The sequence below is a fragment of the Mycobacterium sp. smrl_JER01 genome, from assembly GCF_048513595.2.
In the GTDB taxonomy this organism is placed as follows: domain Bacteria; phylum Actinomycetota; class Actinomycetes; order Mycobacteriales; family Mycobacteriaceae; genus Mycobacterium.
Genome location: NZ_JBLXXK020000001.1, coordinates 1332446 through 1358899, shown reverse-complemented (window position 1 = coordinate 1358899; position 26454 = coordinate 1332446). Strand labels below are relative to the sequence as shown.

The following is a 26454-nucleotide window of genomic DNA, read 5'->3' as shown; positions in this document are numbered from 1 at the left end:
CGCATGTTCACTCCCCTGTGTTGGCCCGTGCCGACCCTAGCGGGTGGTGTAGTTCGGGGCTTCCACAGTCATGGTGATGTCGTGTGGGTGGCTCTCCTTGAGCCCGGCCGCGGTGATCTGGACGAACTGCGCCTGCTGAAGCTGTTCGATGGTCGCCGAGCCGGTGTAACCCATCGCGGCGCGCAGGCCGCCGACGAGCTGGTGGATCACCGTCGACAGCGGGCCCCGGAACGGCACCCGGCCCTCGATGCCCTCGGGCACCAACTTGTCCTCGGAGAGCACGTCGTCCTGGAAGTAGCGGTCCTTGGAGAAGGAACCCCGTGTGCCACCACCCGCACTGTTGGACCGGCCCTGCATGGCCCCCAACGATCCCATGCCGCGGTAGCCCTTGAACTGCTTGCCGTTGACCAGGATCAGATCGCCGGGCGATTCCGCGGTGCCGGCCAGCAGAGATCCCAGCATCGCGGTCGACGCGCCGGCGGCCAGCGCCTTGGCGATGTCGCCCGAGTACTGCAGCCCTCCGTCGGCGATCACCGGAACGCCGTGCGGCGCGCACGCCGCGACCGCTTCCAGGATCGCGGTGATCTGCGGGGCGCCCACCCCGGCGACCACACGGGTGGTACAGATCGAGCCGGGCCCGACGCCGACCTTCACCGCGTCCGCACCTGCCTGCACCAGCGCGGCGGCCGCGGCCCGGGTGGCCACATTGCCGCCGACCACCTCGACCCGGTCCCCGACGGCGACTTTGAGCCGGTGCACCATGTCGAGCACACCGCGGTTGTGGGCATGGGCGGTATCGACGATCAGCACGTCGACCCCGGCGTCGGCGAGCGTCATCGCGCGGGTCCAGGCGTCGTCGCCGACACCGACGGCAGCCCCGACCAGCAGGCGTCCGTCGCTGTCCTTGGTGGCCAGCGGGAACTGTTCGGTCTTGACGAAGTCCTTGACGGTGATGAGCCCGGTGAGTTTGCCGTTGCCGTCGACGATGGGCAGCTTCTCGATCTTGTGGCGGCGCAGCAGCCCCAGCGCTGCTTCGGCGGACACGCCCTCCTGCGCCGTGATTAGCGGAGCCTTCGTCATCACCTCCGAGACCGGCTTGGACTGGTCGACCTCGAAACGCATGTCGCGGTTGGTGATGATCCCGACGAGGGAACCGGTGTCGTCGACGACGGGCAGACCGGAGATGCGGAACCGCGCGCACATCGCGTCCACCTCGGCCAGGGTGTTGTCCGGGGAGCAGGTGACCGGGTCGGTCACCATGCCGGCCTCAGACCGCTTGACCGTCTCGACCTGTCCGGCCTGTTCGGCGACCGGCAAGTTGCGGTGCAGCACACCCATACCGCCGGCACGGGCCATCGCGATCGCCATCCGCGACTCGGTCACGGTGTCCATCGCCGAACTGACCAGCGGTACCTTCAGCCGGATCTTGCGGGTCAGCTGACTCGAGGTGTCCGCTGTGGCCGGGATCACATCCGAGGCGGCGGGCAACAGCAGGACATCGTCGAAGGTGAGCCCGAGCATCGCGACCTTGGTCGGGTCGTCGCCGCCGGTGGGCACGGGAACGGCGATGGGGATGCTGCTTTCGGCGATCGACATAGGGGTGAGGCCTCCGGTAACAGATGCAGCCAGGTGACAAACCACCTGAAAAGCACATCTTATCGGCTCACGAACCCGCGCAGAGCTTGCTGTATGCGTTCACCGCGGCGTGCCGGGCATGCGCTGGCGCGATACCTGGGAGGCTGCGTAGTCTGGGATCGTGCGAGACCACCTGCCACCAGGATTGCCGCCTGACCCGTTCGCCGACGACCCGAGCGATCCGTCGGCGGCGCTCGACGCTCTGGAACCAGGTCAGCCGCTGGATCCGCAGGAACGCACCGCGGTCGAGGCAGATCTCGCCGACCTCGCCGTCTACGAGGCCCTGCTGGCTCACAAGGGAATTCGCGGACTCGTCGTGTGCTGCGACGAATGTCAGCAGGATCACTACCACGACTGGGACATGCTGCGCGCCAACCTGTTGCAGCTGCTGGTCGACGGCACCGTCCGTCCACACGAGCCGGCCTACGATCCCGAGCCCGATTCCTACGTCACGTGGGACTACTGCCGCGGCTACGCCGACGCCTCGCTCAACGAGGCCACCTCGGATTCCGACGGCTATCGCTGAGCGTTCACGCCCCGAACCTCGATCAACCCGCCGCACCCGGCACCGGTAGCAGAATCACCGGTGTCGTCGTCGGCAGCGGTGCAGGCGCCGGGGATGGCGCCGGCTCTTCCTCGACCGACGGCACCGACGTGGGCGCAATCGCTGGGGACGACACCGGGGACGGCACCGTGACCGACGTCGTCGTCGGCAGGGCGGCCCGCGTCGTCGACTGAACGGTCACCGTCGTCGACGTCGGGGACGTCGGGGACGTCGGGGACGCACCCACCGAGGTCGTGGTCGTCTCCGGCACCCGTGTGGTGGTCGGCGAGGGGGTCGCAGCAGCCGAGGTCGTGGTCGCCTCCGGCGGCCGGGTGGTCGTCGGTGCCGGGGTGGTCGGCGCCGGGGTCGTCGGTGCCGTGGTGGTACCCGACGGCGACGGGGTCGCCTCTGGCGCTGTCGTATCCGGCGCTGTCGTATCCGGCGCTGTCGTATCCGGCGCTGTCGTGTCCGGCGCTGGCGACGGGGTCGCCTCCGATGGCGTCGCCTCCGGTGGCGTCGTATCCGACGGCGACGGGGTCGCCTCGGGTTCGGTGGTGTCCCCCGACGGGGAGGTACCCGGATCGAGGACGATCAGCGGCAACTCGGGGAAGGTGGGCAACGGCGCACCGGGCGCAATGGTCGCCGCAGGATCCTGCGCCTCGACCTTGACCGTGAGCTCCTGCCACTGGGTGACCAGTTCCTGTCTGCTCTCCAGATCGTTCACGGTCGCGACGGTGGTCGTGACGGCCTCCAGCTTCTGCTGCGCGCCCTGCCAGTCGCCCTGCTCGATGAGCTGCTGCACTTGCTGCATCTCGGTCTGGGCGGCGAGTATCACCGCGTCGTCGCGGGGTTGTGCCTGCTCGCCGAACAGCATCGTGCGCAGTCCGTACATCGCGTCGCCCGGTCCGGATCCGGCGATCACGGCGCCGAACCCGCCGATGGCCAGCATCGCCGCGGCCGCCGAACCGACCACCGCCAGCGACAGCCGCCTGCGCGGCGCAGGCCTGGTCGCCCGGTCCAGCGCGGCTGCGGCATCCTGCACGGGCAGTACATGACCCATCGGGGTCTCGCGCACATCGTCGCGCCAGCCCGCCAACAGGTTCGCCAGCTCGGCCTCACCGTGGTCGGTGACGTACGGCTGCTGCTGCGAGGCGAGCGCGTCGAGGAACTGATCGGTGCGATTGATCTCGTCGAGCGACGGATCGCCACCGTTGTTCCCGCGTCCGAAATCAGGCATGGTCGCGTCCCGTCGCCATGATCTCGGTTTTGAGCCGGGTCAGCGCCCGGTGCTGGGCCACTCGCACCGCACCCGCGGTGCTGCCCACCGCGTCGGCGGTCTCTTCGGCGCTCATGCCGACGACGACACGCAGTATGAGGATCTCGCGCTGTTTCTCCGGGAGAATCTGCAGCAGCGCGGCCATCCGCGCCGAGGACTCGGAGTCGATGGCCAGCTGCTCGGGCCCGGCCTCGCCGGAGAGGCGCTCGGGCACCACGTCCATCGGATCGGCCTTGTTCCGCCCGGCGGCGCGATGCGCGTCGGCTACCTTGTGCGCCGCAATCCCGTACACGAAGGCCAGGAACGGTCGTCCCTGATCCCGGTAACGCGGCAGCGCCGTGATGGCGGCCAAGCACACCTCCTGAGCTACGTCATCAGCTGAAAGACCGCTGCGTTCCGCGGTCCCCACCCTGGCCCGGCAGTACCGGACCACGAGGGGGCGGATGGTCTCCAGCACCTCCCGGAGCGCATCCCGATCGCCGGCCACAGCTTCAGCAACGACAGCATCGAGACGTTCTCCCGAAATTGTCATCGTGAGCAGGCTCTCCAGCGTTACGTCGGGGACACATCCCTCAGGGGAGGTGGCGTGATCAGTCGGGTGATTCGGTCGGATATCAGTCGGTATCGGCCGGTTCCAGTCGGTGCCGGCTCAGCTAAACAATAACGATCCAATGGCCCACAACCCGGTTACCGCGGGCGCCACACGCCGCCCCATCTGGTCACGGTTCCGGCGGCGCTGTCGCGGAGTTCCCGGATCTGCGCCGGCGAGTAGTCGTCGTTGCCCACCGACGTGCCGATGTCGGCGAGCAGCGACGCCACCGCCCACTGCAGCGGGACGAGGCCCAGCTGCAGTGCCCGATTCAGCGCGCGGCCGGCCTCCCGCCGGCACTCATCGAGATCGCCGCGGCTGCACAGCGCCGCCGCGAGCACCACGTCGGATTTCACCTCATGGCGCGCCGACCCGAGATCGGCGGCCAGCAGCACGGCCCGGGCGGCGTGGTCGACGGCGGTCGCACCATCACCGCGGAACATCGCCAGCTCGGCCGACACCCAGCACAACCGCACCAGCGATCGCGGTGAACCCGTCGCCTCGATCAGCGCCGCGGCGCGGTCGAGCGCTCGCTCTGCCGCGGCGAACCGCCCCACCCCCAGCGCATCGGCGGCCAACCCGATCAGCGCGTCGGCGCCGGCCTCGCCGGTCGCCGCGATCGCGGCCGCCCTGCCGTCCCAACCCCGGGCCCGGTCGTGCCAGCCCAGCTGGCGCAGGAACGAGGCCCGGGTGCTCATCGCCAGCGAGGTCAGCGTCTCGGACGGCCGTAGGCGGCAGAGTCGGTCCAGATCGGTGAAAGCGACGGCGTAATGGCCCTGCCCGCCCGCAGCGACGGCACGCAGCCACAGCTGGCGGGGTCGGGTGGCCGGCGGCAGCGGCCAGGTGCCGGGCGCGGCGCCGAAGGCCGCGTCCATGAAAACGTCGTCGGCGAAGGCCTCGTCGGGGAAGGCCTCGACGGGGAAACCCTCGTCGGGGAAAGCGGCGTCGGGGACGTTTGCGGCGACGACCGCACCGGTGCTCATCGCTGGGCGACGGTATCAACCCCGCAGTGATTTGAAAATCACGTTAGTTAACAGTTCATGGATGCCGTGTTACCGCAATGTCAACGAGACAGCAGACAAAGGTTGCCAAATGTCTGGCGTGACGCAATGTCGATCAGCGAAATGACCGGTCACCGTCATTCCGGACCGCACCGTTTACCACTGGTCTCGTTGACTAAACGTTCCTTCGATGAACGTGACGTAAATTCTCGGCCTGCCACTATGTGGTTCCGCACACGACAAGGCTATTGACGGCAATTCGGAAGCCCTTCTACGTTGTGTGCACGAGTGGTCATCGGCGACTGTGCTCGGATTTGTTCCAACGACCCAGAAACTCGCGCGACGCGAAATGGGTCCGCAGGGAGGGATTTTCCTATGCCACAGCCGCAGCAGCTACCCGGTCCGAACGCAGACATCTGGGATTGGCAGATGCAGGGCGTTTGCCGAGGCGTAGATTCGTCGATGTTCTTCCACCCTGACGGCGAGCGGGGTCGCGCTCGCGCTCAGCGCGAGATGCGCGCCAAAGAAATGTGCCGTCGTTGCCCGGTGATCGCGCAGTGCCGTTCCCATGCCCTCGCCGTCGGTGAGCCCTACGGCATCTGGGGTGGCCTGAGCGAATCCGAGCGCGAGCTTCTGCTCAAGCGCGGAATTCGCCGCAGCGCATAGCGCCGGAGTACAGCGAATAGCGCCGGAGTACGGCACGTTCCGCCGAAGCGCAGCCCATGGCGCCGACAGCACAGCGCAGTCGCGCTGGGCGCCCCTCCGAGTCTGGTCCGGTGTCTAGTCTCTGTCGCCGGCGTCCGCGCCACCCGGCGGCGCATCTGCCGGCTGGGCATCCTTCGGGGTCGAAGCCGCGGTGTGCGTCGTATTCGGCCCCGTCGTGTCCGGCCCCGTCGTATCCGGTTTCTGGGGCGTAGCGGTCGCCACGCTGCGCTGCGACCAGCGAATCAGACCGTAGACGAGGGCGCCGATGACCAGCAGCACGCCCAGCCACGGCAGCAGTAGCCCGAACAGCAACACCCCGTTGCCGACCACCCTGACCAGCGCATCCCATCCACGCTCGACCTGGCCCAGGAATCCCTCGTAGCGCTGCGGGGCCGGTCCGCCGATCCGTTCCGCGGCGAAGCTCACGTTCACGGTGCTGTAGGCGATGCGATCGCCGAGAGCGTCGCGCTGAGCGCGCAGGCTGTCCAGTTCGGCCTGCCGCTCCGCGAGCGCGTCTTCGGCCTTGATCAACGCATCGGGGTCCCCGGCATCACCCATGATCGCCAGCAGGCGGTCCACCGAGGTCTGCAGCGCGCGGATCCTGGCGTCCAGGTCGACCCGCTGCGCCGTGACGTCGTCGGCGGCGGTGCTGGCGGTCTCGACGGTGCCCAGCGCCTTGAGCTGACGAATCACTTCGTCGAGTTCGGCCGCGGGAACCCGGAGCACGATCATCGTCAGGGCGCGGCCGGTTCCGGACCCCGCGTCCTCGGACCGGCTGTCGACGCGGCCCTCGGCACGCTCGGCGATGACGGCGGCCTCGTCGGCGGCCTCCGACGGATCCGGCACGGTCATCGTCAGCGACGCGGTCTTGACCACATCGCGCTTGGACTCCGGGGGCACCGGCGCAGGGCCGAACTCGGGCACCGGCCCGGCAACGGAGTCCGCGACCGCGCCGGAGCCGCCCGGCATCGTCTGGATCGCCGGCGACTCGCTGACGGGTCCCGACGACGCGGCACACCCCGTCAGCATCCCCAGCGCGGCCACCCCCGCGACCACCAGCGTCACCATCCGAGATACCGGGCTCATGCGGCAAACCTACTGTGCGGGTGCCGCGCCCACCACGGACTTTCTCCCCCAATCCGGCTTCGCCCTATCGGCGGTCCGGCGCCCAGCCGCCGACCTTCACACGGTCCGGCCGCGCGCAAGCTCACGCAGCACCAGATCTGTTGTCTCCCAGTCCATGCACTTGTCCGTAACGGACTGCCCGTAGGTGAGCGGCCGGGCTTCGGGCGCCTGCGCCCCTGCGACGAGGAAACTCTCCAGCATCACCCCGCTGACCGGTAGGCCGTCGCGAACGAGCTGCGCCACCTCGGCGGCGACCCCGGCCTGACGCACGTGGTCCTTGCCGGAATTGGCATGGCTGCAATCGATCACCACACGGGCGGGTAGCCCGGCCGCAGCGAGCATCACCTCGGTCGCACGCACCGAATCCGCCCCGTAGTTGGGTCCACCGGTGCCCCCGCGCAGGATCACGTGACAGTCCTCGTTGCCCTCCGTACTGACCAGCGCACCGCGTCCGAGGTCGTCCATCCCAAAGAAAACATGTTGGGCTGCAGCGGCTTTCACACCGTCGACAGCGACCTGAATGTTCCCGTCGGTACCGTTTTTGAATCCGACCGGCATCGAAAGACCCGAGGCAAGTTGACGGTGTACCTGAGATTCGGTGGTACGGGCGCCGATCGCGCCCCAGGCCACCGCGTCGGCGATGTACTGCGGGCTGGTGGGCTCCAGGAACTCACAGCCGACCGGCAGTCCGACGTCGATGACATCGAGCAACAGTTGCCGGGCAACGCGCAGCCCGCGGGCGACGTCGAAGGAACCATCCATGCCGGGGTCGTTGATCAGGCCCTTCCAGCCGGTCGTGGTTCGCGGCTTCTCGAAGTAGACGCGCATGACGATCTTGAGCCGATCATCGAGGTCCTCGGCGACCTTGGCCAGCCGGGCCGCGTACTCCAGCGCCGCGGACGGATCGTGCACCGAACACGGTCCGACGACCACGAGGAGGCGGTCGTCGCGACCGGCGAGGATGGCGGCGATCTCGTCGCGGTCGCGGGCCACCCGCTCCGCACGCCGGGCACCGAGCGGAAATTCGGTGAGCACCTGTTGCGGGCTGGGGATCTCACTGAATCGTCGGATCCGCCGGTCCGCGGTCGCCGGTGCCGCGACGGTCTGGGATGAATTCATGTCGGGTGCCTTCCTGGTACGGGCACCTGCATCGAAACTTCCGGCGCCCTTGAATGACGAAAGGCAGCAACCGTGTGGTCACTGCCTGGGCTCCGGGTGGATGCGTGCTTAGCGCTGCGCGTTATCGGCTCCGCCCGGAGCCTGCATAAAGCGCCAATAGCCGGCACGCACACCGATGTTCACGCGGCCTAGGGTACCCGGTGACCCCGGTCTGGCAAATTCGGACCCGGCATACCGGTCCTACCAGGGAGAACCGCACCCTGTCTGCGCCGCCCACGGGCGACCACCATCGCAGGTATGACCTCGACCCGATGGACCACCACAATCCCCGCGACGCTACTGGGCACCGCCGCCATCGTGGCGGGCAGCAGCCTCATCGCCGCGGGCGCCGGCAGCGCCCACGCCGAACCGTCGCCCGGCGGTGAATCGCGCAACGCCCAGGTGGTGCGGGAGGCATTCGCGACCGGGGTCGGCGCGCCTGACACGTTCTATGCGATCCTCGCCGACGAGGTGACCTGGACGGTGGCCAGGGCCGACACACCGGCGACGTACACCGGTCGACAGCATTTCCTGGACAGCGGCGCCCAGCCGGTCGTCGACCGCCTGACCGGGCAGATCGACGCGGAGGTGCACGAAATGGTCGCCGACGGGGGCCGGGTGGTCGCGCGGTGGCGGGGCACCGCGACCGCACTGGACGGCCAGCCCTACGTCAACGAGTACAACTGGGTGATGACGATGGCCGACGACCGCGTCACCCACGTCGTCGCCTACCTCGATTTCGTCGCACTCGACGCTCTGCTGCACCGCGTGCCGCTCAGGTGACCCTCGCCCAGGGCTGACAGTTGCGCGACTCGAACGCCTGCACCGTGGAGTTGATGTTCGCATACATCGGCCCCATGGAGATGTTCGTCGAGACGACGTGGTCCTTGTTCGCATCCGGTGTGCTGTAGGTGAACCACAGGCACATCGAGTCCTGTGTCGGCACATCGTTGATCCAGATGCCCCACGTCGAACCGGATCCGGCCGTCCGGTACAGACCCGGCGCGATGTCGGTACCGACGAGAAAGAACCCGTTCCCCGGGATCGGGTCCATCGGCTGCGCGGCGGCCGGGGGTACGCACGCCACCGTCGCCGCCGCGACGACGAACCCGGCCGCGGCGGGACGCATGCGCTTCAGGGGCAGTTCCATCACGACACCCGTTCACCGTTCCCACCGGCAGCGTATGCCTCGCGCCGAGCCGGTACGCCCGGATTTCAGAACCGGGATCAGCTCGTCGTCGTCCGGTCGCGCCATCGCGGTGACGACCGGACCGGCGTGCGCGGCGAGTTGCACCGCGTAACCGCCGACCGCCGTTGATCAACACCGCCTGCCCGGCGCGTAGCACGCCCGCCTCAGCTCGGGCAGTGCGGCGGGCTGATACCCGAGAGACGAAAACACCCCCGGCCCAGGGACCGGGGGTGTTTCGACTCGACGGGTCAGTGCTCGACGGATCAGTGGTGGTGATGCCCGTGGCCGTGGCCGTGGCCGTCGTCTTCCGGCTCGGCCGGCTTCTCGACAATCGCGGTCTCGGTGGTGAGCACCATCCGGGCCACCGACGCGGCGTTCACGACCGCCGACCGGGTGACCTTCACCGGATCGATGACGCCGTCGGCGATCAGGTCGCCGTACTCCAGGGTCGCAGCGTTGAAGCCTTGACCCGCGGGCAGTTCGGCGACCTTGTTGACCACGACCGCACCGTCGAGGCCGGCGTTGGTGGCGATCCAGTACAGCGGCGAGGACAGGGCCGAGGCAAAGACCTCAAGCCCGACCAGTTCGTCACCGGAGAGCTGCGAACGCAGCTTGTCCAGGGCGCTGCCGGCCTGCACCAGCGCGGCACCGCCACCGACGACGATGCCCTCCTCGACGGCGGCCTTGGCGGCCGCGACCGCATCCTCGACGGCTTCCTTGCGCTTCTTCAGATCCGTCTCGGTGGCCGCACCGACCTTGATCACGGCGACCCCACCGGACAGTTTGGCCAGCCGCTCCTCGAGCTTTTCGCGATCCCAGTCCGAATCGGAAGCCTCGATCTCGGAACGCAACTGCGCCTTACGCGCGTCGATGGCGTCCTGGGTGCCGCCACCGTCGACGATCACCGTGCTGTCCTTGTCGACGACCACGCGGCGTGCCGTGCCCAGCACATCCAGGCCGACCTCACGCAGCATCAGCCCCACGTCGGGGTTGACCACCTGGCCGCCGGTGACGACCGCGAGATCGTCCAGGAACGCCTTGCGGCGGTCCCCGAAGAACGGCGCCTTGACCGCCACAGCTTTGAGCGTCTTACGGATCGCGTTGACCACGAGAGTCGAAAGCGCCTCGCCTTCAACATCTTCGGCGATGATCAGCAGCGGCTTACCCGCCTCGGCGACCTTCTCCAGCAGCGGAAGCAGGTCGGGCAGCGAGCTGATCTTCTCGCGGTGCAGCAGCACCAGCGCGTCCTCGAGCACCGCTTCCTGCGAATCGAAATCGGTGACGAAGTAGGCCGACAAGAAGCCCTTGTCGAAGCCCACACCCTCGGTGATCTCCAGTTCGGTGTTCAGCGTCGAGGACTCCTCGACCGTCACGACACCGTCGTTGCCGACCTTGGTCATGGCCTCGCCGACCAGTTCGCCGACCAGTTCGTCGCGCGACGAGACGGTCGCGACCTGGCCGATGGCCTTGGCGTCCTTGACCGGGGTGGCGGCTGCCAGCAGCGCCTCGGACACGGCGTCGGCGGCCTTGGAGATGCCAACACCGAGCGCGATCGGGTTGGCGCCGGCCGCGACGTTGCGCAGGCCGGCCTTGACCAGCGCCTGGGCCAGCACGGTGGCGGTCGTGGTGCCGTCACCGGCGACGTCGTTGGTCTTGGTGGCCACCGACTTCACCAGCTGGGCGCCCAGGTTCTCGAACGGATCCTCCAGGTCGATGTCCCGCGCGATCGTCACGCCATCGTTGGTGACGGTGGGCCCGCCCCAGGACTTGGCGAGCACCACGTGGCGACCACGCGGGCCGAGCGTCACCTTGACCGCATCGGCGAGCTTGTCGACGCCGACCTCCATGGCGCGACGCGCGGTTTCGTTGAACTCAATCTGCTTACTCATGAATGTCTTTCCCTAGGGACGGGTAAACGCGCACCGCCCCGGACATCACCAGCATGCGGGAACGTCCGGGGCGGAGTCACGGGTTCTTACTTGGAGACGACGGCCAGCACGTCGCGGGCCGACAGGATCAGGTACTCCTCGCCGTTGTACTTGATCTCGGTGCCGCCGTACTTGCTGTAGATGACCACGTCGCCCTCCGACACGTCCAGAGGAATCCGCTTCTCGCCATCCTCATCCCAGCGGCCGGGGCCAACTGCGACGACGGTGCCTTCTTGCGGCTTCTCCTTGGCGGTGTCGGGGATGACCAGACCGGAAGCGGTCGTGGTCTCGGCCTCGTTGGCCTGAACGAGGATCTTGTCCTCGAGTGGCTTGATGTTCACGCTCGCCACGATGGAGCCCCTTCACTCTGATGTTGATGTGGGTGTTGCTTACTCGGCGGCCGTTGTCCGCCCTCGCGCCGTCGTCGCGGGTGTCGACACAAGGGTTGAACCGACTGCCGCCTAGCACTCTATACACGAGAGTGCTAGCACTCAAGGTCGAGGTGTCTGTGTTATGCCGGCAGCGAACCCCAGGCCGCCACCCCCATCACCTGCACACCGGCGCCCGCCCATCCGCCGACCGGCCTGCGGACCGGCACTTTTGTATACTCCCACCCATGCTGTCCAGGTGCCGGAGTTGGTGTACGGCGTATCAACCTGCGCGGCTGTCACCGCACCCTGGCACCAACGGATACATCTCCACCTGGGGTGCACAGCTCGCCGGTACGCCACCGGCAATCGCACTCGGGTAAGCATCGATCTGCCCTCATCTGACGCGTGGCGCGGATGACCTGTGCGCGGTTGATGGTGGTTTCAAGACTGTTCCGATCAAGGGTGGGTCGTTGCTGTTCGTATTGATGTCGACGGTTCTCGTGGTGTGCGCTGCCGCGTCACCGTCGACCCGGCTGCTCGGCCGCAACGCCGGCTGGGTGCTTGCGCTGCCGCTGCTGATCGCCGCGGCACTCGTCGTCCTGGTCGCCGAGGAGTCACCAACGGGGTCGGTGACACAGCAGGTGCCCTGGTTCCCCACCCTGGGTGTCGATCTCGCCCTGCGACTGGACGGCCTGTCGCTGCTGTTTTCGCTGCTGGTATTGGTCATCGGCGCCGCCGTCCTGGCCTACTGCTCCCGCTATCTCTCGACCGGCGGTCGACACGGCTCGCTGTATGTGTGGATGACCGCCTTCGCCGCCGCGATGTTGTTGTTGGTGCTGGCCGACGACCTGGTGGTGCTGTTCGTCGCGTGGGAAGCCACCACCTTGTGCTCGTTCTTCCTCATCGCCCGCTCGGGGCCGTCGGCGCGCGAGCCTGCGATCCGGACCCTGCTGGTGACGGCGGCGGGCGGGCTGAGCCTGTTGGCGGCGGTGGTGGTGATGGCGGTGGGCACCGGCACCACCCGGATCAGCGAGGTTCTCGTCGATCCGATCTGGGAACGTGACGGTACGTTCGCGTTCTGGGTTGCGCTGCTGCTGGCAGGCGCGGCCTTCACCAAATCGGCGCAATTCCCGTTTCAGGCCTGGCTTCCCGACTCCATGGTGGCCATCACCCCGGTGTCGGCGTACCTGCATGCCGCGGCGATGGTCAAGGCCGGCATCTACCTGCTCCTGCGGTTCTCGCCGGCGCTGGCCGGGGTGACGATCTGGATGGCACTGCTGGTTGTCGGCGGTCTGATCACCGCGCTGATGGGGGCACTCGCCGCGCTGCGCCGCAACGATCTCAAGGAGCTACTCGCCTACTCCACCATGAGCCAGCTGGGTTTGCTGGTGGCGACGATCGGGCTGGGCACCGCCACGGCGCTGACCGCCGCGGTGGTGCACACCACCGCCCACGCGCTGTTCAAGTCGGCGCTGTTCATGCTGGTCGGGGTGATCGACCACCAGGCAGGCACCCGCGATATCCGCAGGCTCGCCGAGCTTCGCCTGAAGATGCCGGCCACCGCGACTGCCATCGTCCTGGCCAGCGCGTCGATGGCCGGGGTGCCGCTGCTGCTCGGCTTCGTGAGCAAGGAGTCGATGTTCGCCGCGTTCGTCGACGCGCCCGGTCCGGACTGGATCGCCGTGGCGGGCACCGCCGCGGTGGCCGCCACCGCGGTGCTCACGTTCGCCTACTCCGGCCGGATCGTGCTGGGCGCCTTCACCGGGCGATCGGGCACCACGGTTTCCGATCCGGGACCGGCGTTCTGGGCCACACCCGCCCTGTGCGCCGCGGCCGGGTTGGTGTTCGGTGTCGCGCCGTTCACCCTGGACGCGTTGATCTCGGCGTCGGCATCGGCGTCGGCGGGCACGGCGGTGCCGGCATATCTGGAACTGTGGCACGGGTTCAACCTCCCGCTGGCCATCTCGGCGACGGTGATCGGATTGGGCGTCGCCCTGATCCTGGCCCGACGTCGGGTGGATCAACTCCTGGCGCCTGTCCGGGCGCCGATCTCCGGCCTGAACGTGGTCGACGGGCTGCGCGCGGGTCTGATCCGAGCGGGCGCGGTGGTCGGCAGCTGGACTCCGGGAACGAGTCCTCGCCGACACTTGACGGTTCCGACGGTGTGCCTCATCGGCGTCGCCGGCCTGGCCGCGGTGACCATGGGCGGCGGGCTGCCCGCAATCGTCGGCCAACCGAGCCGGCAGCTGGACTGGCTGCTGCTGGCACTGGTGGTGGCGGGGGTGATCGCCGCCGTGCGCGCGGAGTCCCGGATCGCGGCGATCGTCGTGACCGGGGTGGTCGGGTTCGCGATGACGCTGTGGTTCTTCGTGCTCGGCGCCGCTGACGTGGCCCTGACCCAGCTGCTGGTGGAGATCCTGACCGTCTGCGTGATGGTGCTGCTCCTGCGCCGGCTACCGCTGCGGTTCTCCCGCGAACGCATGGGTCGGCGACTGCCTGCCATCGCGCTCGCCGTGGGAGCCGGCACGGCGGCCGGCCTCGGGGTGTGGGCGCTGACCGGTCGCCGAGAGATGTCCGCGGCGGCGACCTACTACCTGAGCGAAGGCGAGCAAACCACCGGCGGGGCCAACATCGTCAACACCATCCTGGTCGATTTCCGCGCGCTGGACACCTTGGGCGAACTCACCGTCCTGGGCATCGCCGGCGTCTCGATGGCGGCTCTGCTGTACTCGCGCCGGCCCGCCCCGGTGAAGTCTGCGCACCTGGTGCCGAATTCGCCGATCCTCGGCGCCGCGGACAACTCGGTGTTCGTCCAGACCGTGACCAGGGTGGTCATACCCGCTGTCGCGGTGTTGTCGCTGCTGCTGTTGTTGCGTGGCCATCAGGAGCCCGGTGGCGGATTCATCTCGGCACTGGTCGGGGGTGCCGCTTTCGCGCTGCTGTACCTGGCGGCACCGTCGGACACCGCCGCTCGCCTGCGCTGGCCCCATCTGGTGTTGATCGGCGCCGGCATCGTGGTCGGAACCGGCACCGGCTTCCTGGGGTATTTCGCCGGTTCGTTCCTCAAACCGCTGCACGCCGATGTGTTCGGGATCCACCTGACGACCGCGCTGGTTTTCGACGTCGGCGTCTACCTCGCGGTGATCGGGATCGTGCTGGCGGCGTTCAATCTGTTGGGCCGCCAGCATCAGGTCGGACACGAGGCCGTCCGCACGCCGCGCAGCCGAGACCGTGACCAGCGCGACGAAACGAGGTCGCGATGACCGTGGCACTGACCGTCGGGATCCTGGTCGCCGGCGCGGTCTATCTGTTCGTGCAGCGCGAGATGCTGCGGGTGATCCTCGGATTCATCCTGCTCAGTCACGCCGCGAATCTGGCGCTGATGGCGGCCGGCGGCACGTCCCGCCGCGGCGAGCCTTTCGGCACACCTGAAGACACGGCGACGATCGCCGATCCGCTGCCGCAGGCTTTCGTCCTGACCGCGATCGTCATCGCCTTCTCCATCACGGTGTTCATGCTCGTGCTGGCGGTGACCGGCCATCACGACCATGACGGCACCGACGACGCGGACTGCACCGACGACCCCGACGGCAGCCGCGATCCGGACAGCGCAGGTTCCGAGGCCGGCGCCGGGGACCCGGCCCCCGAGCACCACACCAATGACGCGACGAGTGCTGCCAACGATCCGGAGAGTGCTCGATGAACTCCATGCTCCTGCCGCTGCTCGTCGGCATCCCCATGTTCGCGGCCGGGACGCTGGTCATGATCAGCGAGCGCCCCAGAATCCATGCCGCCGTCCTGTTGACCGTGTCGTCGGCGTCGATGGTCGCCGGTGGGGCGCTGACGGTGCAGCTGGCCCAGGGTGGCGCCATCGCGCACGGGGTCGGCAAGTGGCCGTTCGGTATCGCGATCCCCTTCGCCGCAGACCTTTTCACCGCGTTGATGCTGACGGTGACGGGCCTGCTCACGGTGACCTGTGTGGCGTTCGCGATGGCGTCGGACCGGGCCTCGTCCCGGTACTTCGCACCGCTGGTGCTGGTCCTGATCGCGGGCGTGAACGGGGCGCTGCTGACCGTCGACCTGTTCAACCTGTTCGTCTTCATCGAGGTCATGTTGCTGCCCTCGTACGGGTTGTTCGTGCTGTCGGCGCCGGCCAAGGCCCCGCTGCGCCAGGTTGCCGGGGCGCGGCTGTACGTGTCGATCAACCTGTTGGCCTCCACGGTGTTCCTCACCGGTGTGGCATTCGTCTACGGCACCGTCGGCACCGTGAACATCGCCGAACTGGCCGGACTGGCCCGCCACGACGACACGCTGGCGATCTCGCTCGCCGTGTGTCTGTTCGCGCTGGGCATCAAAGCCGCCGTGGTGCCGGTGCACGGATGGCTGGCCCGCGCATACCCGGCGACGTCACCGGCGGTCACCGCACTGTTCTCCGGCCTGCACACCAAGGTCGCCATCTATGCGATCTACCGGATCTACGCGGTGATCTTCGACGGTGACGCCCGCTTCCTGTGGATCGGCGTGACGCTGTTCTGCGTCACCATGGTCATCGGGGTGCTCGGCGCGGTCGGGGAGAACACCACCCGCTCCATCCTGGCGTTCAACATGGTCAGCGGAATCGGCTACATCCTGCTCGGCGTCGCGTTGTTCACCGAGGCCGGACTGGCGGCCGGCATTTTCTATCTGATCCACCACATGATCGTCAAGGCATCGCTTTTCCTGTCCACCGGGGCGATCGAAGTCCGTTACGGCACAGGCCACCTCGGGGTGCTGGGCGGCCTGGCCAAACGGGAGCCGGTGATCGCCGCCGTCTTCTTCATCGGCGCGCTGTCACTGGCCGGACTACCACCGTTCTCCGGCTTCGTGGCCAAGTACGCGCTGGTCGCGGCCTCTCTCGACGCCGGACAGATCATCGCCGCCGCCCTGATGATCGTGGTCAGCCTGCTCTCGCTGCTGTCCATGCTCAAGATCTGGTCCGGGATGTTCTGGGGCGGCGACACCGCCGGGGGTGACGCGAACCGCGCACAGCCCGCCGACGGGTCACCGACCGCAGTACGCACCGCCGAACGGCCGAAGATCGGTGCCGCACTGGCCGCTCCGGCAGTCGTGCTGGCGATCGTGACACTGGCCCTCGGGTTGGGAGCCGAGCTGTTGTTGTCTCTGTCCCAGACAGCCGCGCTCGGCCTGTTGGATCCGACGAGCTATCTCGAGGCGGTGCGCAACTCGTGATCTCCTGGCTCACCTGGCCGTGGCGCATGCTCGCCTTCCTCGCATGGTTCGCCAAAGAAGTCGTCGTCGCCAATGTGGCGGTGCTGCGTGACAACCTCACCCCGGGGCAGGACTCCGTACCCGGCATCACACGCTTTGCCACCCGCTGCCGGACTGACACCGAGATCACCACGCTGGCCGCGATCATCACGCTGACACCGGGAACGTTGACCATGGGCACCGAAGAGGTTTGGGTCGACGGCCGGCACATCCGCGTGCTGTTCGTGCACAGCATGTACACCGACACCCCCGATATGGTGCGGGCCGACCTGGCCGACATGGAGACGCACATGCTCAAAGCCCTGCGGCGGGAAGGAGAACCCCGATGACCGCAATCGAGATCGGCATCCTCATCGTCGGCTGCGCATGTCTGGCGTCCACCTATCGCATGCTTGCCGGACCCACCGAGGCCGACCGGGTGGTCGCCGGCGATCTGCTGCTCTTCGGGATCGTCGGGCTCATCGCACTGGTCGGGGTTCGGATGTCCAGCCCCTACACGTTCGACATCCTGGTCGTAGCCGCCCTCGTCGGATTCCTCGGTGCGCTTTCGTTGGCACGCGCGCTGACCCGGGGTAAGCGATGAACGGGGTCGCCGCCACGATCGGCAACATCACCATCGTGCTCGGTGCGCTGGTCTTCGCCACCGCCGCACTCGGACTCGTCCGGTTCCCGGACGCCTACACGCGCATCTCGGCGGTCGGCACCGCCGGAGGTATCGGCATCGTCCTGGTGGTCGGCGGTGCCCTGCTGCATCAACCCAACTTCGCGGACCTGGTCAAGGTCCTGGTGATCGTCGCTGTCCAGCTCACCACCTCCGCGGTCGGCAGCATGGCCATCGCCCGCTCGGCATACCTGTCGCACACGCCGGTACTGAACCTGCGTTTCGACGAGCTGACCCAGCCCGCCGAAGACGACGGGTGAGCCGCTACGCGAATCGGCTGGGATCCATCAGCAGATGATCGGACACATCGCCGACCATCTCCACCTCGACGGTGCGGCCGGTGAAATACCAGTTGCGGTCGTCGCGGGCGAACGTGTCGGCATAACGCCCGACCACGATGGGTTGCAGGGTGACGGTGTCGGTGCGCTGGACGACGCAGAACGTCGACCGCGCGGCCGCGGTGTCCCCGTCGATCTCGACGACCGGGTTGAGGACCAGGTGCCGGGTGCGCGGGGTGTTGCCGTGCTCGGGGAACCGTCGCGTGGTGGCGGCGAACAGCTTCGCGATCGCCTCGGCACCGGCCACTTTCATGAAGTGGCCGCGCCCGAGGAGTTCACCGACGCCGTCGAAGTCCCCGGCGTCGATCAGCTCGGCGTAGCGGTACAGCAGCTCGATGATCGCCAGCTTGTCGCCGAATTGCCCGCTCATGCCACCTGCCCCCGCACCACCGGCAGCCCCGGATCACTGGCCGCATCCAGCGGCGACGGCTGCGCCCCCGCGGCGATCAGATGCGCCGCGAACGACGCGATCATCGCCCCGTTGTCGGTGCACAACCGCGGCCGCGGCACCCGCAACGTCATTCCCGCTGCGGCGCAACGCTGTTCGGCCAGTTCCCGCAACCTCGAGTTGGCCGCCACCCCGCCGGCGATCAACAGCGTGGACACTCCGAGGTCGTGGGCGGCCCGCACCGCCTTGGCGGTCAGGACGTCGGCGACGGCCTCCTGGAATCCGGCGGCGATGTCGGCCTGCGACGCCTCGGGGTGGCTCTCCACGTACCGCGCCACCGCGGTCTTGAGTCCGGAGAAGCTGAACGCGTACGGATCGTCACGCGGTCCCGTCATCCCCCGCGGGAACGTGATCGCCGCCGAGTCACCCTCGCGGGCAAGCTCGTCGAGCACCCTGCCGCCCGGATACCCCAGCCCCAGCAGCCGGGCGATCTTGTCGTACGCCTCACCGGCGGCGTCGTCGACGGTGGCGCCCAACTCCACGATGGGCTCCCCCAGGGAACGCACATGCAGCAGGTTCGTGTGCCCACCCGACACCAGCAAGCCGATGCATTCGGGGAGCGGGCCGTGATCGAAGACGTCGGCGGCCAGATGCCCCCCGAGGTGGTTGACCGCGTAGAACGGCACCTGCCATGCCGCGGCGTACGCCTTGGCCGCCGCCACCCCCACCAACAGCGCGCCCGCCAGCCCCGGCCCGATGGTGGCGGCCACGACATCGGGCTTGGTCACCCCCGCCGCCGCCAGCGCCCGGCGCATCGTCGGCCCCAGCGCCTCCAGATGTGCGCGCGAGGCGATCTCGGGCACCACGCCACCGAAGCGGGCGTGCTCGTCCACACTGGAGGCCACCTCATCGGCCCGCAGTGTCACCGTCCCGTCCGCACCGAGCTCGGCGACGCCGACACCGGTCTCATCGCACGAACTCTCGATCGCCAGGATGATCATCGCCGTTCCCGTTTCATCGTGTAGGCATCCGCACCACTGACCCGGTAGTACCGCTTGCGCACCCCGACCGTGACGAAACCTTCGCTCTCGTAGAGGGCGATCGCGGCCGCATTGTCGGTCCGCACCTCCAGGAAGATCGGCGCGTCGCCGGCATGTTCGATCAGCCGGGTCAGCATCGCCCTGCCGATGCCGTGCCCCTGGTAGGCGGGATCGACGCCCACGGTGTGGATCTCGTACTCGTAGGGTCTGATCCGGCCCAGCCGGGCGATACCGGCGTACCCCACCACCTTGTCCTCGACCCGCGCCGCGACGTAGTGGGTGTGCTTGGCCGCCAACTCGGCCAGGAACGCACTCTCGGGCCACGGATCGTCGCCGTCGAACAGCTGGGCCTCCAACTCTGCGCAGCGCCCCGCATCGCCGGCAGCCAGCGGGCCGTACTCGACGTTCACCGTGCGGCCGCCGATGACGGCTTGGCGTCCGGCCGACGCAGGTACAGCGGTACCAGCGGCTCAGGTTCGGTCGACCAATCGTTCACCACCGCAACGATTCCCGCCGCGCTGGGATACTCCGGAGCCAGCCTCGGCAGCTCGAACAGCGCGGCATGTTCGGGTGACCCGGCCACGGCGGCGGCGCCGGCGGGCACGTCGGCGACCGAGTTCACCGCGGGCCCGTCGACCCGCACGCCGTCGCGGTAGCGCGCCCAGTACACCTCGCGCCGGCGGGCATCGGTGACCACCAGCACCTCCCCGGCGGTACCCACCGCGATCGCGTCGAGACTGCACACCCCGCGCACCGGCACCCCCAACGCATGACCGAACGCCGCCGCCGTCGCCATCCCGACCCGAAGACCGGTGAACGGACCCGGACCGCAGCCCACCGCGACCGCGTCGAGTCGATCCACCGGAATTCCGGCGGCCCCGAGGGCATCGACGATGTTCGGCGTCAACCGTTCGGCATGCGCCCTGGCGTCGAATGTCACCTGTTCGGCCAGCACGTCGATGGAGTCACCGTCGACGTGCACCACACCGGCCGTCACCGCCGGTGTCGCGGTGTCGATGGCCAGCACCAGTCTGCTCATGGTCTGCTCCACTGCCAGATCGCGGTGCGCGCGTCGGTGTCGGGTGCGCGTTCCAGCCTGATGTCGAGATGGCTGTCGGACAGCCGTTCGGCCAGCCCTTCGCCCCACTCGACCACGACCACGGCGTCGTCGAGATCGGTGTCGAGGTCCAGCGAGTCCAACTCGGCGAGCAGATCCACCGAGGACTGATCGAGCAGCCGGTACAGGTCCACATGCACCATGGCCGGGGATCCTGCGCGGCGGGCCCGATGCACCCGGGCGAGCACGAACGTCGGCGACACCACCGGGCCCTCGACGTCGAGCGCTTGGGCGATCCCTTTGGCCAGCACCGTCTTTCCCGCACCGAGCGGACCCGACAGCACGACCACGTCGCCGGCCCGCAGTCCGCGAGCCAGCGTGGCGCCCAGCGCGACGGTGTCGTCGGCGCCGAGCAGTTCCGCACTCCCCGATTCCGGTCTGCCCGAGCGTTCATCCATGCGACCGCACCCGCTCCTTCATCCGCCGGGTGAGCGCCACCAGCTTCGACGGGGTGGCGCGTACCACCAACCGCACCAGCGCGTCGTTGATCACCTCAGGACGTTCCAACTGGACGAGATGCCCTGCCCCGCCGACGATCACGAGTTCGGACTTGGCCAGCGCCTCGGCCATGTCGCGTGAGTACTCCATCGGCGTCAGCAGGTCGCGGTCACCGCACGCCACCAGCGTGTGCACCCTGTCGAGGGTCTCATACGCCGCGGTTTCATCGTGGACTTCCAGGGCGTGCAGGAACTCCACCAGGGTGGTGATCGCGGTGTCGTGCATCATCCGCTCGGAGAACGCCACCACGCTGGGGCTGATCTTCTCGTCGCCGTAGGACGCGGCCCGCAGGATCGGACCGATCACCGAGCGTGCGGCACCGCGGCCGCGGTGGAAGATCTTGGGCGCATACCGCGCGGCGAAGCGCACCGCCTCCAGCGCCGGGTTCTTCAGGATCTCACCCAGCGGTGATCGCGAAACCCCTTCGGCGGCCGAGGATATCAATGCCACACCGATGATCCTGCTGGGATAGCGTTGCGGATACTGACGGGCATGGGAGAGCACGGTCATCCCGCCCATCGAGTGGCCCACCAACACCACCGGCCCCCGGGGGACCATCACCGCGAGCACGCTCTCCAGGTCCTGACCCAGCTGCTCGACGGTGTAGGTCTCCGGCGGCGCCGTCCCCGACAGACCGTGACCGCGCTGATCGTAGAAGACCATTCGGACCTGGTCGCCCCACTGCTCGCTGAGCCGGGCGCGCTGGAAGTGGAACGACCCCATCCGCAGGCAGAAACCGTGCGCGAACACCACCGTCAGCGGCGCGTCGACGGGCCCGACCTCGCGCACCGTGAGCGGGACGCCGTCGGGCGTGGTCACCACACAGCCCCGGTCTGCGTCGAGCAACTCGAAGTCCTCGTCGCGGTGCGGGTCGTCCTCGGTGACGCGCCGACGCAGGGACTGCGCCACCGACACCCCGGCGGCAGAACCGACCGCGGCCACACCGGCCGCGCCGGCCAGCCAGCCTGCGCGCTGGCTCATCGCGCACCGCCCCCACCGGGGTGGCGCTCGGGTGCGAGGTAGGTCCGCACCATCCGGCCCCGCGGGCTCGTCACCACCTCGTAGTTGATGGTGCCGAGCATCTCCGCCCAGTCCTGGGCGGTCGGTTCCCCATCGGTGCCGGGACCGAACAGGATGGCGCGGTCCCCTTCCCGGACGTCCACCGGTCCCGGCCCCAGATCCACCACGAACTGGTCCATACAGACCCGCCCGACGTTCGGATACCGGCGGCCGTTGATCGACACCTCGAAGCGGTTACTCAGGCTGCGGAACACGCCGTCGGCGTATCCGACGGGCACCAGCGCCAGCGTGGTGTCAGTCGGTGCCGTCCAGGTGTGTCCGTAGGACACCGCGTCGCCGGCCTGTACCGGACGAACCATCGCCACCGGGCAGCTCACCGTCATGGCCGGCCGCAGACCGAATCCGCCGCGCTCGGGGATCGGGGTCTGCCCGTAGACCGCGATGCCCGGCCGCACCATGTCGAACGCGAGGTCGGGGCGGGTCAACGTCGCGGGCGAATTGCTCAGGTGCACGACCTCGTAGCGGACACCGCGCGCCCGGGCGGCGGCGGCCATATCGGTGAGCCGACGGGCCTGCACCTCGTTGAAGGGGTGCTCGGGGGTGTCCCCGTGCGCCAGATGCGACATCAAACCCCGCACCCGTACCGCACCGTCGCTCACGGCCCGCCACAGCGCGTCCACCACGGCCGGATAGTCGGCGGGGCTGACCCCGTTGCGGTTCAGCCCGGTGTCGACCTTGACCGTGACATCCGCGGTCACCCCGGTGCGGGTGACCGCGTCGAGCAGGTCGGCCAGTTGACGCTCCGACGACACCGCCAGGTCGATGCCGGCCGACAGCGCCGGCGCGAAATCGGTGCCGGGCGGGTGCAGCCAGGCCAGCACCCGGGCGGTGATGCCGTCGCGGCGCAGCGCCAGTGCCTCGCCGAGGGTCGCGACACCGATCTCGGCCGCGCCCGCGGCCAGTGCAGCGCGCGCCACCTCGGCGGCGCCGTGACCGTATCCGTCGGCCTTGACCACCGCCATCACCGCGGCCGAACCCGCGTGTTCGCGCAGGACAGCCACGTTATGGGCGATGGCGTCGAGGTCGACGACGATCTGCGGCACGGCCGACCGGTCAGATGTGGGCGGCTTCGGCGATGCGGAACTGGCAGTCGGATTCAAGGTCATGGGTCACCAACGCCGATTGTCCCAGAGTCATCCGCCCGGCCGCGTAACAGGTGAGGCACCTCGGCGGGCCCGACCCCCGGGGCGGCGCAGACGGCGCCGCGGTTGCGGCGACGGGTGAGCTTCACCGGCCCGGTCAGTGGGCGAAGTGCTCCTCGTCGGCGAAGCCGCCGATGCCGACCTTGTCGAGCTTGCCCAGCACTTCGATCAGGTCGTCGCGCAGTGCGCGGGCCAGGTTGGCCGAGAAGCCCTCGCGCACCACGATGCGCAGCACCGCGACGTCGGAGGCGTCGTCGGGCATCGTGTACGCGGGCACCTGCCACCCGTAGCTGCGCAGCAGCGACGAGATGTCGAACACGGTGTACTTGACGCCGTCCACCAGCTTGAACGCCACCACCGGGATCGCCGAACCGTCGGAAATCACCTCGAAGACCGACAGCGCGTTCAGTTCGTGGGACAGCCACTGCGCGGTCTCGGACAAGCACTTCATCACCGAGGTGTAGCCCTCCCGGCCCAGCCGCAGGAAGTTGTAGTACTGGCCCACCACCTGGTTGCCGGGCCGCGAGAAGTTCAGTGTGAAGGTCGGCATGTCCCCGCCGAGATAGTTCACCCGGAACACCAGTTCCTCGGGCAGATGCTCCTTGTTGCGCCACACCACGAACCCGATCCCGGGATAGGTCAGGCCGTATTTGTGGCCACTGACGTTGATCGACACCACCCGCGGAAGCCGGAAGTCCCACACCACGTCGGGGTGCAGGAACGGCACCACGAAGCCCCCGCTGGCCGCGTCGACGTGCACCGGGATGTCCACACCCTTGTCCCGGGCCAGGGCGTCGAGCGCGGCGCAGATGTCGCCGACCGGCTCCAGCTCTCCGGTGTAGGTGGTGCCCAGGATCGCCACCACGCCGATGGTGTCCTCGTCGACCGCGTCGACGACCTGTTCGGGGGTGATGACATAGCGACCGTCCGCCATCGGCAGGTAGCGCGCCTCGACGTCGAAGTACCGGCAGAACTTCTCCCACACCACCTGCACGTTGGAACCCATCACCAGGTTCGGGGTACGCCCCTTCCAGCCGTCACCGACGCGCTCGCGCCAGCGCCATTTCATCGCCAGACCCGCCAGCATCACCGCCTCGCTGGAACCCACGGTCGACACCCCGATCGCCGTGGACGGGTCGTCGTCACGCAGATCCTCGGCGTGGAACAGATCGGCGACCATGCACACGCAGCGCTGCTCGATCGCCGCGGTGACCGGATACTCGTCCTTGTCGATCATGTTCTTGTCGAACGTCTCCGACATCAGCTCGCCGGCCTCGGGATCCATCCAGGTGGTGACGAAAGTCGCCAGATTCAACCGGGAACTGCCGTCGAGCATCAGCTCGTCGTGGATGTACCGGTAGGTCAGCTCCGGTTCCATCGATTCGTCGGGCAGCCGCAGCGCCGGGATGGGTGAGGTGGACAGGCGCCCGGTGTAGGCCGGGGTCAGCGACGAGTGACGCGAGACGTTGGGCATGAGGTCCTTTCTAGAGGATGGAGGCCAATGCCGTCCGCAGATGGGCCAGGATGCGCGACGCCGACGTCGGGGCCGCCGCCGGCCCGGGATCGCGGGCCGACAGGTCGGCGGCCCGGGAATGCACGAACGCCGCAGCGGCCGCGGCCTCACCGGCGGGCAGACCGGCGGCGAGCAGAGCGCCGATGACACCGGAGAGTACATCGCCCGATCCCGCGGTGGCGGCCCACGCGTTGCCCGCCTCATTGAGGTACACGGGTCCGCCGGCGTCGGCAACGACGGTGACGTTGCCTTTGAGCAGCACCGTGACCCCCAGCCGGTCGGCGAGCCTGCGGGTGGCGCCGACGCGGTCCTCCCCCGGGGGCGTCCCGGCCAGCCTGGCGAACTCACCGGCGTGCGGGGTCAACACCGTGGCAGCGGTCCGGTTCGCGACGAGGTTCGGGTGGGCCGACAGGATGGTGAGCCCGTCGGCGTCGACGATGACGGGCAGGTCGGATTCCAGCGCGAAGACCAATGCCGCCGCGGCGGTTTCGTCGGTACCCAGCCCCGGCCCCACCGCCCACGCCTGCACCCGTCCCGCGGTCGCATGGCTCGACGTGGCGATCACCTCGGGCCAGTGCGAAACCACCTCCGCAGCAGCGGTTCCCGCATAGCGGACCATCCCCGAGGTGGCGGCCACCGCGGCGCCGGTGCACAGGATTGCCGCGCCCGGATAGGTACCCGAACCAGCCATCACCCCGGTCACTCCCTGGGTGTACTTGTCATCGTGCGGCCCCGGGACCGGCCAGCTCGCAGCCACGTCGGCGGCGTCCACAGCGGCCAGTCCGGTGGGCCCGAGGTCCAGGCCGATGTCGACGAGTTCCACGCGGCCACAGTCACCGAGGGCGTGGACGGGTTTGAGGCCGCCGAACGTCACGGTCAGCGTCGGTGACACGTGCGCCCCGTCGCAGGTCCCGGTCTGCACGTCGACACCGCTGGGCAGATCCACCGACACCACCGGAATCCCGGCCGATGCGACGGCGTCGAACACGTCGGCGGCTCCGGGCCGCAACGGGCCGGAACCGGAGATTCCCACCACCCCGTCGATCACCAGATCTGTTCCGCGCGGCACATTTTCGACGATGCGACCGCCGGACCGCCGAAAGGCCGCCAACGCTTTCTGATGAGCCCGTGGCGGATTGAGCAGTACCGCCGAGGCGCCCGCACCGCGGCGGCGCAGAAATGTCGCGGCCCACAACGCATCTCCGCCGTTGTCACCCGATCCCACTACAGCGCAGACTTGCCTACCGCTGACCGTTCCGAGCTCCCGGGCGATCGCGGTGGCCAGACCGAACGCGGCCCGGCGCATCAACCCGCCCTCGGGCAGCGCGGCCAGCAGTGGGGCTTCGGCATCGCGGATCTCGTCGGCGCTGTAGTAGTACCGCATGCGCACAACGGTACGTGGGGTGTCACGCCGATGTGACGCCGATCGGGCCGGTGCACCGGGATCCGGCGTTCAGGTCGTCAGCCCGGTCGGCCGCGTACCGCCTCGGCCACCGTGGGGTACAGGTCGATGATGCTGTCGATCGACATCATCCGGATCGGCCTGCTGGTCGCGGGCCCCTCGGCGACCACGCGCAGCGAGATGTTCGCGCGCTGGGTCAACGCATGGGTCCCGACCAGCACGCTGATACCCGCGGAGGACAGAAACCCGACGTCGGTGATGTCCACGATCAGCACGTCCGGCGAATCCGCCAGCGCGACGTCGAGATGCGTCTCCAGGGTGGGCGCGGTGAGCACGTCCAGGTCTCCACAGACATGCAGCACCAAAACCTCACCATTGCGGCGGGGCGTGACCGTGAATCTGCCACGCGTGTGTCCAGTCGAATTCATATGCCGTCCCCCGGCTAGTGATAGGCAGCGCAGGCCCTTACGCGCGATGACGCGGGCC

General features: G+C 68.6%; 28 protein-coding genes. 9 read left to right on the top strand and 19 right to left on the bottom strand.

Annotated elements, in window-relative coordinates; all coding sequences use genetic code 11:
• Positions 1–36: 36 nt before the first annotated feature.
• Positions 37–1596, bottom strand: a complete 1560-nt coding sequence (gene guaB, locus ACNUDN_RS06500) for an IMP dehydrogenase (RefSeq protein WP_419121186.1) — start codon at positions 1594–1596, stop codon at positions 37–39.
• 160 nt (positions 1597–1756) lie between these two features.
• On the opposite strand from guaB, the gene ACNUDN_RS06495 reads away from it, so the two are divergent.
• Positions 1757–2161: a DUF5319 domain-containing protein gene (locus ACNUDN_RS06495; protein ID WP_040540522.1), complete on the top strand. Its 405-nt coding sequence runs from the start codon at positions 1757–1759 to the stop codon at positions 2159–2161.
• 22 nt (positions 2162–2183) lie between these two features.
• Here the strand turns inward: ACNUDN_RS06495 and ACNUDN_RS06490 are convergent, their stop codons facing one another.
• The 3 genes from ACNUDN_RS06490 to ACNUDN_RS06480 form a co-directional block, all read right to left on the bottom strand.
• Positions 2184–3416, bottom strand: coding sequence for an anti-sigma-D factor RsdA (locus ACNUDN_RS06490; protein ID WP_419121185.1), 1233 nt, complete (start codon positions 3414–3416; stop codon positions 2184–2186).
• Positions 3409–3987, bottom strand: a complete 579-nt coding sequence (locus ACNUDN_RS06485) for a sigma-70 family RNA polymerase sigma factor (RefSeq protein ID WP_419121184.1) — start codon at positions 3985–3987, stop codon at positions 3409–3411. The genes ACNUDN_RS06490 and ACNUDN_RS06485 overlap by 8 nt, the downstream gene beginning before the upstream one ends.
• Positions 3988–4142: 155 nt before the next feature.
• Positions 4143–4919 (bottom strand): tetratricopeptide repeat protein, encoded by a 777-nt coding sequence (locus ACNUDN_RS06480; RefSeq protein WP_419125035.1) that lies wholly within the window; start codon positions 4917–4919, stop codon positions 4143–4145.
• 501 nt (positions 4920–5420) lie between these two features.
• Between ACNUDN_RS06480 and ACNUDN_RS06475 the strand changes: the two genes are divergently transcribed.
• Positions 5421–5711, top strand: coding sequence for a WhiB family transcriptional regulator (locus ACNUDN_RS06475; protein WP_067952340.1), 291 nt, complete (start codon positions 5421–5423; stop codon positions 5709–5711).
• A gap of 114 nt (positions 5712–5825) precedes the next feature.
• Here the strand turns inward: ACNUDN_RS06475 and ACNUDN_RS06470 are convergent, their stop codons facing one another.
• Together ACNUDN_RS06470 and ACNUDN_RS06465 are read right to left on the bottom strand one after the other, a co-directional pair.
• Entirely contained in the window at positions 5826–6719 is an 894-nt protein-coding gene (locus ACNUDN_RS06470) for a DUF4349 domain-containing protein (protein WP_419125034.1), read from the bottom strand.
• A gap of 213 nt (positions 6720–6932) precedes the next feature.
• Entirely contained in the window at positions 6933–7994 is a 1062-nt protein-coding gene (locus ACNUDN_RS06465) for a 3-deoxy-7-phosphoheptulonate synthase (RefSeq protein WP_419121183.1), read from the bottom strand.
• A gap of 297 nt (positions 7995–8291) precedes the next feature.
• Between ACNUDN_RS06465 and ACNUDN_RS06460 the strand changes: the two genes are divergently transcribed.
• Entirely contained in the window at positions 8292–8816 is a 525-nt protein-coding gene (locus tag ACNUDN_RS06460; protein ID WP_419121182.1) for a nuclear transport factor 2 family protein, read from the top strand.
• Here ACNUDN_RS06460 and ACNUDN_RS06455 read toward each other — a convergent pair.
• From ACNUDN_RS06455 to groES, 3 genes are all read right to left on the bottom strand, one after another.
• Entirely contained in the window at positions 8809–9177 is a 369-nt protein-coding gene (locus ACNUDN_RS06455; protein WP_419125033.1) for an Rv1352/Rv1906c domain-containing protein, read from the bottom strand. The genes ACNUDN_RS06460 and ACNUDN_RS06455 overlap by 8 nt on opposite strands.
• A 308-nt stretch (positions 9178–9485) precedes the next feature.
• Positions 9486–11111 carry a chaperonin GroEL gene (gene groL, locus ACNUDN_RS06450; RefSeq protein ID WP_419121181.1) on the bottom strand — a complete coding sequence of 542 codons (1626 nt, stop codon included), beginning with the start codon at positions 11109–11111 and terminating at the stop codon, positions 9486–9488.
• Positions 11112–11197: 86 nt separating this feature from the next.
• The gene (gene groES / locus ACNUDN_RS06445; RefSeq protein ID WP_003929249.1) at positions 11198–11500 is read right to left on the bottom strand and encodes a co-chaperone GroES; all 303 of its coding nucleotides are present in this window, start codon (positions 11498–11500) and stop codon (positions 11198–11200) included.
• 491 nt (positions 11501–11991) lie between these two features.
• Between groES and ACNUDN_RS06440 the strand changes: the two genes are divergently transcribed.
• From ACNUDN_RS06440 to ACNUDN_RS06415, 6 genes are read left to right on the top strand one after another with little or no spacing between them, the layout of a single operon-like run.
• Entirely contained in the window at positions 11992–14784 is a 2793-nt protein-coding gene (locus tag ACNUDN_RS06440) for a DUF4040 family protein (RefSeq protein WP_419121180.1), read from the top strand.
• On the top strand, positions 14781–15224 hold the full coding sequence (locus ACNUDN_RS06435; RefSeq protein WP_419121179.1) for a cation:proton antiporter subunit C: 444 nt from the start codon (positions 14781–14783) through the stop codon (positions 15222–15224). Before ACNUDN_RS06440 ends, ACNUDN_RS06435 begins: the two co-directional genes overlap by 4 nt.
• A complete protein-coding gene (locus ACNUDN_RS06430; protein ID WP_419121178.1) occupies positions 15221–16750 on the top strand; it encodes a monovalent cation/H+ antiporter subunit D family protein in 1530 nt (509 codons plus the stop codon). The genes ACNUDN_RS06435 and ACNUDN_RS06430 overlap by 4 nt, the downstream gene beginning before the upstream one ends.
• The gene (locus tag ACNUDN_RS06425) at positions 16747–17118 is read left to right on the top strand and encodes a Na+/H+ antiporter subunit E (RefSeq protein ID WP_419121177.1); all 372 of its coding nucleotides are present in this window, start codon (positions 16747–16749) and stop codon (positions 17116–17118) included. The genes ACNUDN_RS06430 and ACNUDN_RS06425 overlap by 4 nt, the downstream gene beginning before the upstream one ends.
• The gene (locus tag ACNUDN_RS06420; protein WP_419121176.1) at positions 17115–17372 is read left to right on the top strand and encodes an MrpF/PhaF family protein; all 258 of its coding nucleotides are present in this window, start codon (positions 17115–17117) and stop codon (positions 17370–17372) included. The genes ACNUDN_RS06425 and ACNUDN_RS06420 overlap by 4 nt, the downstream gene beginning before the upstream one ends.
• Positions 17369–17710, top strand: a complete 342-nt coding sequence (locus ACNUDN_RS06415; protein WP_419121175.1) for a cation:proton antiporter — start codon at positions 17369–17371, stop codon at positions 17708–17710. Before ACNUDN_RS06420 ends, ACNUDN_RS06415 begins: the two co-directional genes overlap by 4 nt.
• A 4-nt stretch (positions 17711–17714) precedes the next feature.
• Here the strand turns inward: ACNUDN_RS06415 and ACNUDN_RS06410 are convergent, their stop codons facing one another.
• The 10 genes from ACNUDN_RS06410 to ACNUDN_RS06365 all read right to left on the bottom strand — a co-directional run bounded on the left by ACNUDN_RS06410 (position 17715) and on the right by ACNUDN_RS06365 (position 26396).
• Positions 17715–18158 carry a nuclear transport factor 2 family protein gene (locus tag ACNUDN_RS06410; RefSeq protein ID WP_419121174.1) on the bottom strand — a complete coding sequence of 148 codons (444 nt, stop codon included), beginning with the start codon at positions 18156–18158 and terminating at the stop codon, positions 17715–17717.
• Complete coding sequence (gene tsaD, locus ACNUDN_RS06405; RefSeq protein ID WP_419121173.1) at positions 18155–19177, bottom strand: tRNA (adenosine(37)-N6)-threonylcarbamoyltransferase complex transferase subunit TsaD; 1023 nt, start codon at positions 19175–19177, stop codon at positions 18155–18157. Before tsaD ends, ACNUDN_RS06410 begins: the two co-directional genes overlap by 4 nt.
• Positions 19174–19626: a ribosomal protein S18-alanine N-acetyltransferase gene (gene rimI / locus ACNUDN_RS06400; RefSeq protein ID WP_419121172.1), complete on the bottom strand. Its 453-nt coding sequence runs from the start codon at positions 19624–19626 to the stop codon at positions 19174–19176. Before rimI ends, tsaD begins: the two co-directional genes overlap by 4 nt.
• A complete protein-coding gene (gene tsaB, locus ACNUDN_RS06395) occupies positions 19623–20255 on the bottom strand; it encodes a tRNA (adenosine(37)-N6)-threonylcarbamoyltransferase complex dimerization subunit type 1 TsaB (protein WP_419121171.1) in 633 nt (210 codons plus the stop codon). Before tsaB ends, rimI begins: the two co-directional genes overlap by 4 nt.
• Complete coding sequence (gene tsaE, locus ACNUDN_RS06390) at positions 20252–20731, bottom strand: tRNA (adenosine(37)-N6)-threonylcarbamoyltransferase complex ATPase subunit type 1 TsaE (protein ID WP_419121170.1); 480 nt, start codon at positions 20729–20731, stop codon at positions 20252–20254. Before tsaE ends, tsaB begins: the two co-directional genes overlap by 4 nt.
• Entirely contained in the window at positions 20724–21812 is a 1089-nt protein-coding gene (locus ACNUDN_RS06385) for an alpha/beta fold hydrolase (RefSeq protein WP_419121169.1), read from the bottom strand. Before ACNUDN_RS06385 ends, tsaE begins: the two co-directional genes overlap by 8 nt.
• Positions 21809–23017, bottom strand: coding sequence for an alanine racemase (gene alr / locus ACNUDN_RS06380; protein ID WP_419121168.1), 1209 nt, complete (start codon positions 23015–23017; stop codon positions 21809–21811). Before alr ends, ACNUDN_RS06385 begins: the two co-directional genes overlap by 4 nt.
• A gap of 133 nt (positions 23018–23150) precedes the next feature.
• A complete protein-coding gene (gene gad / locus ACNUDN_RS06375; RefSeq protein WP_419121167.1) occupies positions 23151–24527 on the bottom strand; it encodes a glutamate decarboxylase in 1377 nt (458 codons plus the stop codon).
• Between the two features lie 10 nt (positions 24528–24537).
• A complete protein-coding gene (locus ACNUDN_RS06370) occupies positions 24538–25950 on the bottom strand; it encodes an NAD(P)H-hydrate dehydratase (RefSeq protein ID WP_419121166.1) in 1413 nt (470 codons plus the stop codon).
• A gap of 77 nt (positions 25951–26027) precedes the next feature.
• Positions 26028–26396, bottom strand: coding sequence for an STAS domain-containing protein (locus tag ACNUDN_RS06365; protein ID WP_419121165.1), 369 nt, complete (start codon positions 26394–26396; stop codon positions 26028–26030).
• Between the last annotated feature and the right edge of the window lie 58 nt (positions 26397–26454).

What these genes read in the sequence shown, in the direction of transcription:
- guaB (WP_419121186.1), bottom strand. Translation starts at nt 1,596, where the DNA reads ATGTCGATCGCCGAAAGCAGCATCCCCATCGCCGTTCCCGTGCCCACC.
- ACNUDN_RS06490 (WP_419121185.1), bottom strand. Translation starts at nt 3,416, where the DNA reads ATGCCTGATTTCGGACGCGGGAACAACGGTGGCGATCCGTCGCTCGAC.
- ACNUDN_RS06485 (WP_419121184.1), bottom strand. Translation starts at nt 3,987, where the DNA reads ATGACAATTTCGGGAGAACGTCTCGATGCTGTCGTTGCTGAAGCTGTG.
- ACNUDN_RS06480 (WP_419125035.1), bottom strand. Translation starts at nt 4,919, where the DNA reads ATGGACGCGGCCTTCGGCGCCGCGCCCGGCACCTGGCCGCTGCCGCCG.
- ACNUDN_RS06475 (WP_067952340.1), top strand. Translation starts at nt 5,421, where the DNA reads ATGCCACAGCCGCAGCAGCTACCCGGTCCGAACGCAGACATCTGGGAT.
- ACNUDN_RS06470 (WP_419125034.1), bottom strand. Translation starts at nt 6,719, where the DNA reads ATGCCGGGCGGCTCCGGCGCGGTCGCGGACTCCGTTGCCGGGCCGGTG.
- ACNUDN_RS06465 (WP_419121183.1), bottom strand. Translation starts at nt 7,994, where the DNA reads ATGAATTCATCCCAGACCGTCGCGGCACCGGCGACCGCGGACCGGCGG.
- ACNUDN_RS06460 (WP_419121182.1), top strand. Translation starts at nt 8,292, where the DNA reads ATGACCTCGACCCGATGGACCACCACAATCCCCGCGACGCTACTGGGC.
- groL (WP_419121181.1), bottom strand. Translation starts at nt 11,111, where the DNA reads ATGAGTAAGCAGATTGAGTTCAACGAAACCGCGCGTCGCGCCATGGAG.
- ACNUDN_RS06435 (WP_419121179.1), top strand. Translation starts at nt 14,781, where the DNA reads ATGACCGTGGCACTGACCGTCGGGATCCTGGTCGCCGGCGCGGTCTAT.
- ACNUDN_RS06430 (WP_419121178.1), top strand. Translation starts at nt 15,221, where the DNA reads ATGAACTCCATGCTCCTGCCGCTGCTCGTCGGCATCCCCATGTTCGCG.
- ACNUDN_RS06420 (WP_419121176.1), top strand. Translation starts at nt 17,115, where the DNA reads ATGACCGCAATCGAGATCGGCATCCTCATCGTCGGCTGCGCATGTCTG.
- ACNUDN_RS06415 (WP_419121175.1), top strand. Translation starts at nt 17,369, where the DNA reads ATGAACGGGGTCGCCGCCACGATCGGCAACATCACCATCGTGCTCGGT.
- ACNUDN_RS06410 (WP_419121174.1), bottom strand. Translation starts at nt 18,158, where the DNA reads ATGAGCGGGCAATTCGGCGACAAGCTGGCGATCATCGAGCTGCTGTAC.
- tsaD (WP_419121173.1), bottom strand. Translation starts at nt 19,177, where the DNA reads ATGATCATCCTGGCGATCGAGAGTTCGTGCGATGAGACCGGTGTCGGC.
- tsaB (WP_419121171.1), bottom strand. Translation starts at nt 20,255, where the DNA reads ATGAGCAGACTGGTGCTGGCCATCGACACCGCGACACCGGCGGTGACG.
- tsaE (WP_419121170.1), bottom strand. Translation starts at nt 20,731, where the DNA reads ATGGATGAACGCTCGGGCAGACCGGAATCGGGGAGTGCGGAACTGCTC.
- ACNUDN_RS06385 (WP_419121169.1), bottom strand. Translation starts at nt 21,812, where the DNA reads ATGAGCCAGCGCGCAGGCTGGCTGGCCGGCGCGGCCGGTGTGGCCGCG.
- alr (WP_419121168.1), bottom strand. Translation starts at nt 23,017, where the DNA reads ATGACCTTGAATCCGACTGCCAGTTCCGCATCGCCGAAGCCGCCCACA.
- gad (WP_419121167.1), bottom strand. Translation starts at nt 24,527, where the DNA reads ATGCCCAACGTCTCGCGTCACTCGTCGCTGACCCCGGCCTACACCGGG.
- ACNUDN_RS06370 (WP_419121166.1), bottom strand. Translation starts at nt 25,950, where the DNA reads ATGCGGTACTACTACAGCGCCGACGAGATCCGCGATGCCGAAGCCCCA.
- ACNUDN_RS06365 (WP_419121165.1), bottom strand. Translation starts at nt 26,396, where the DNA reads ATGAATTCGACTGGACACACGCGTGGCAGATTCACGGTCACGCCCCGC.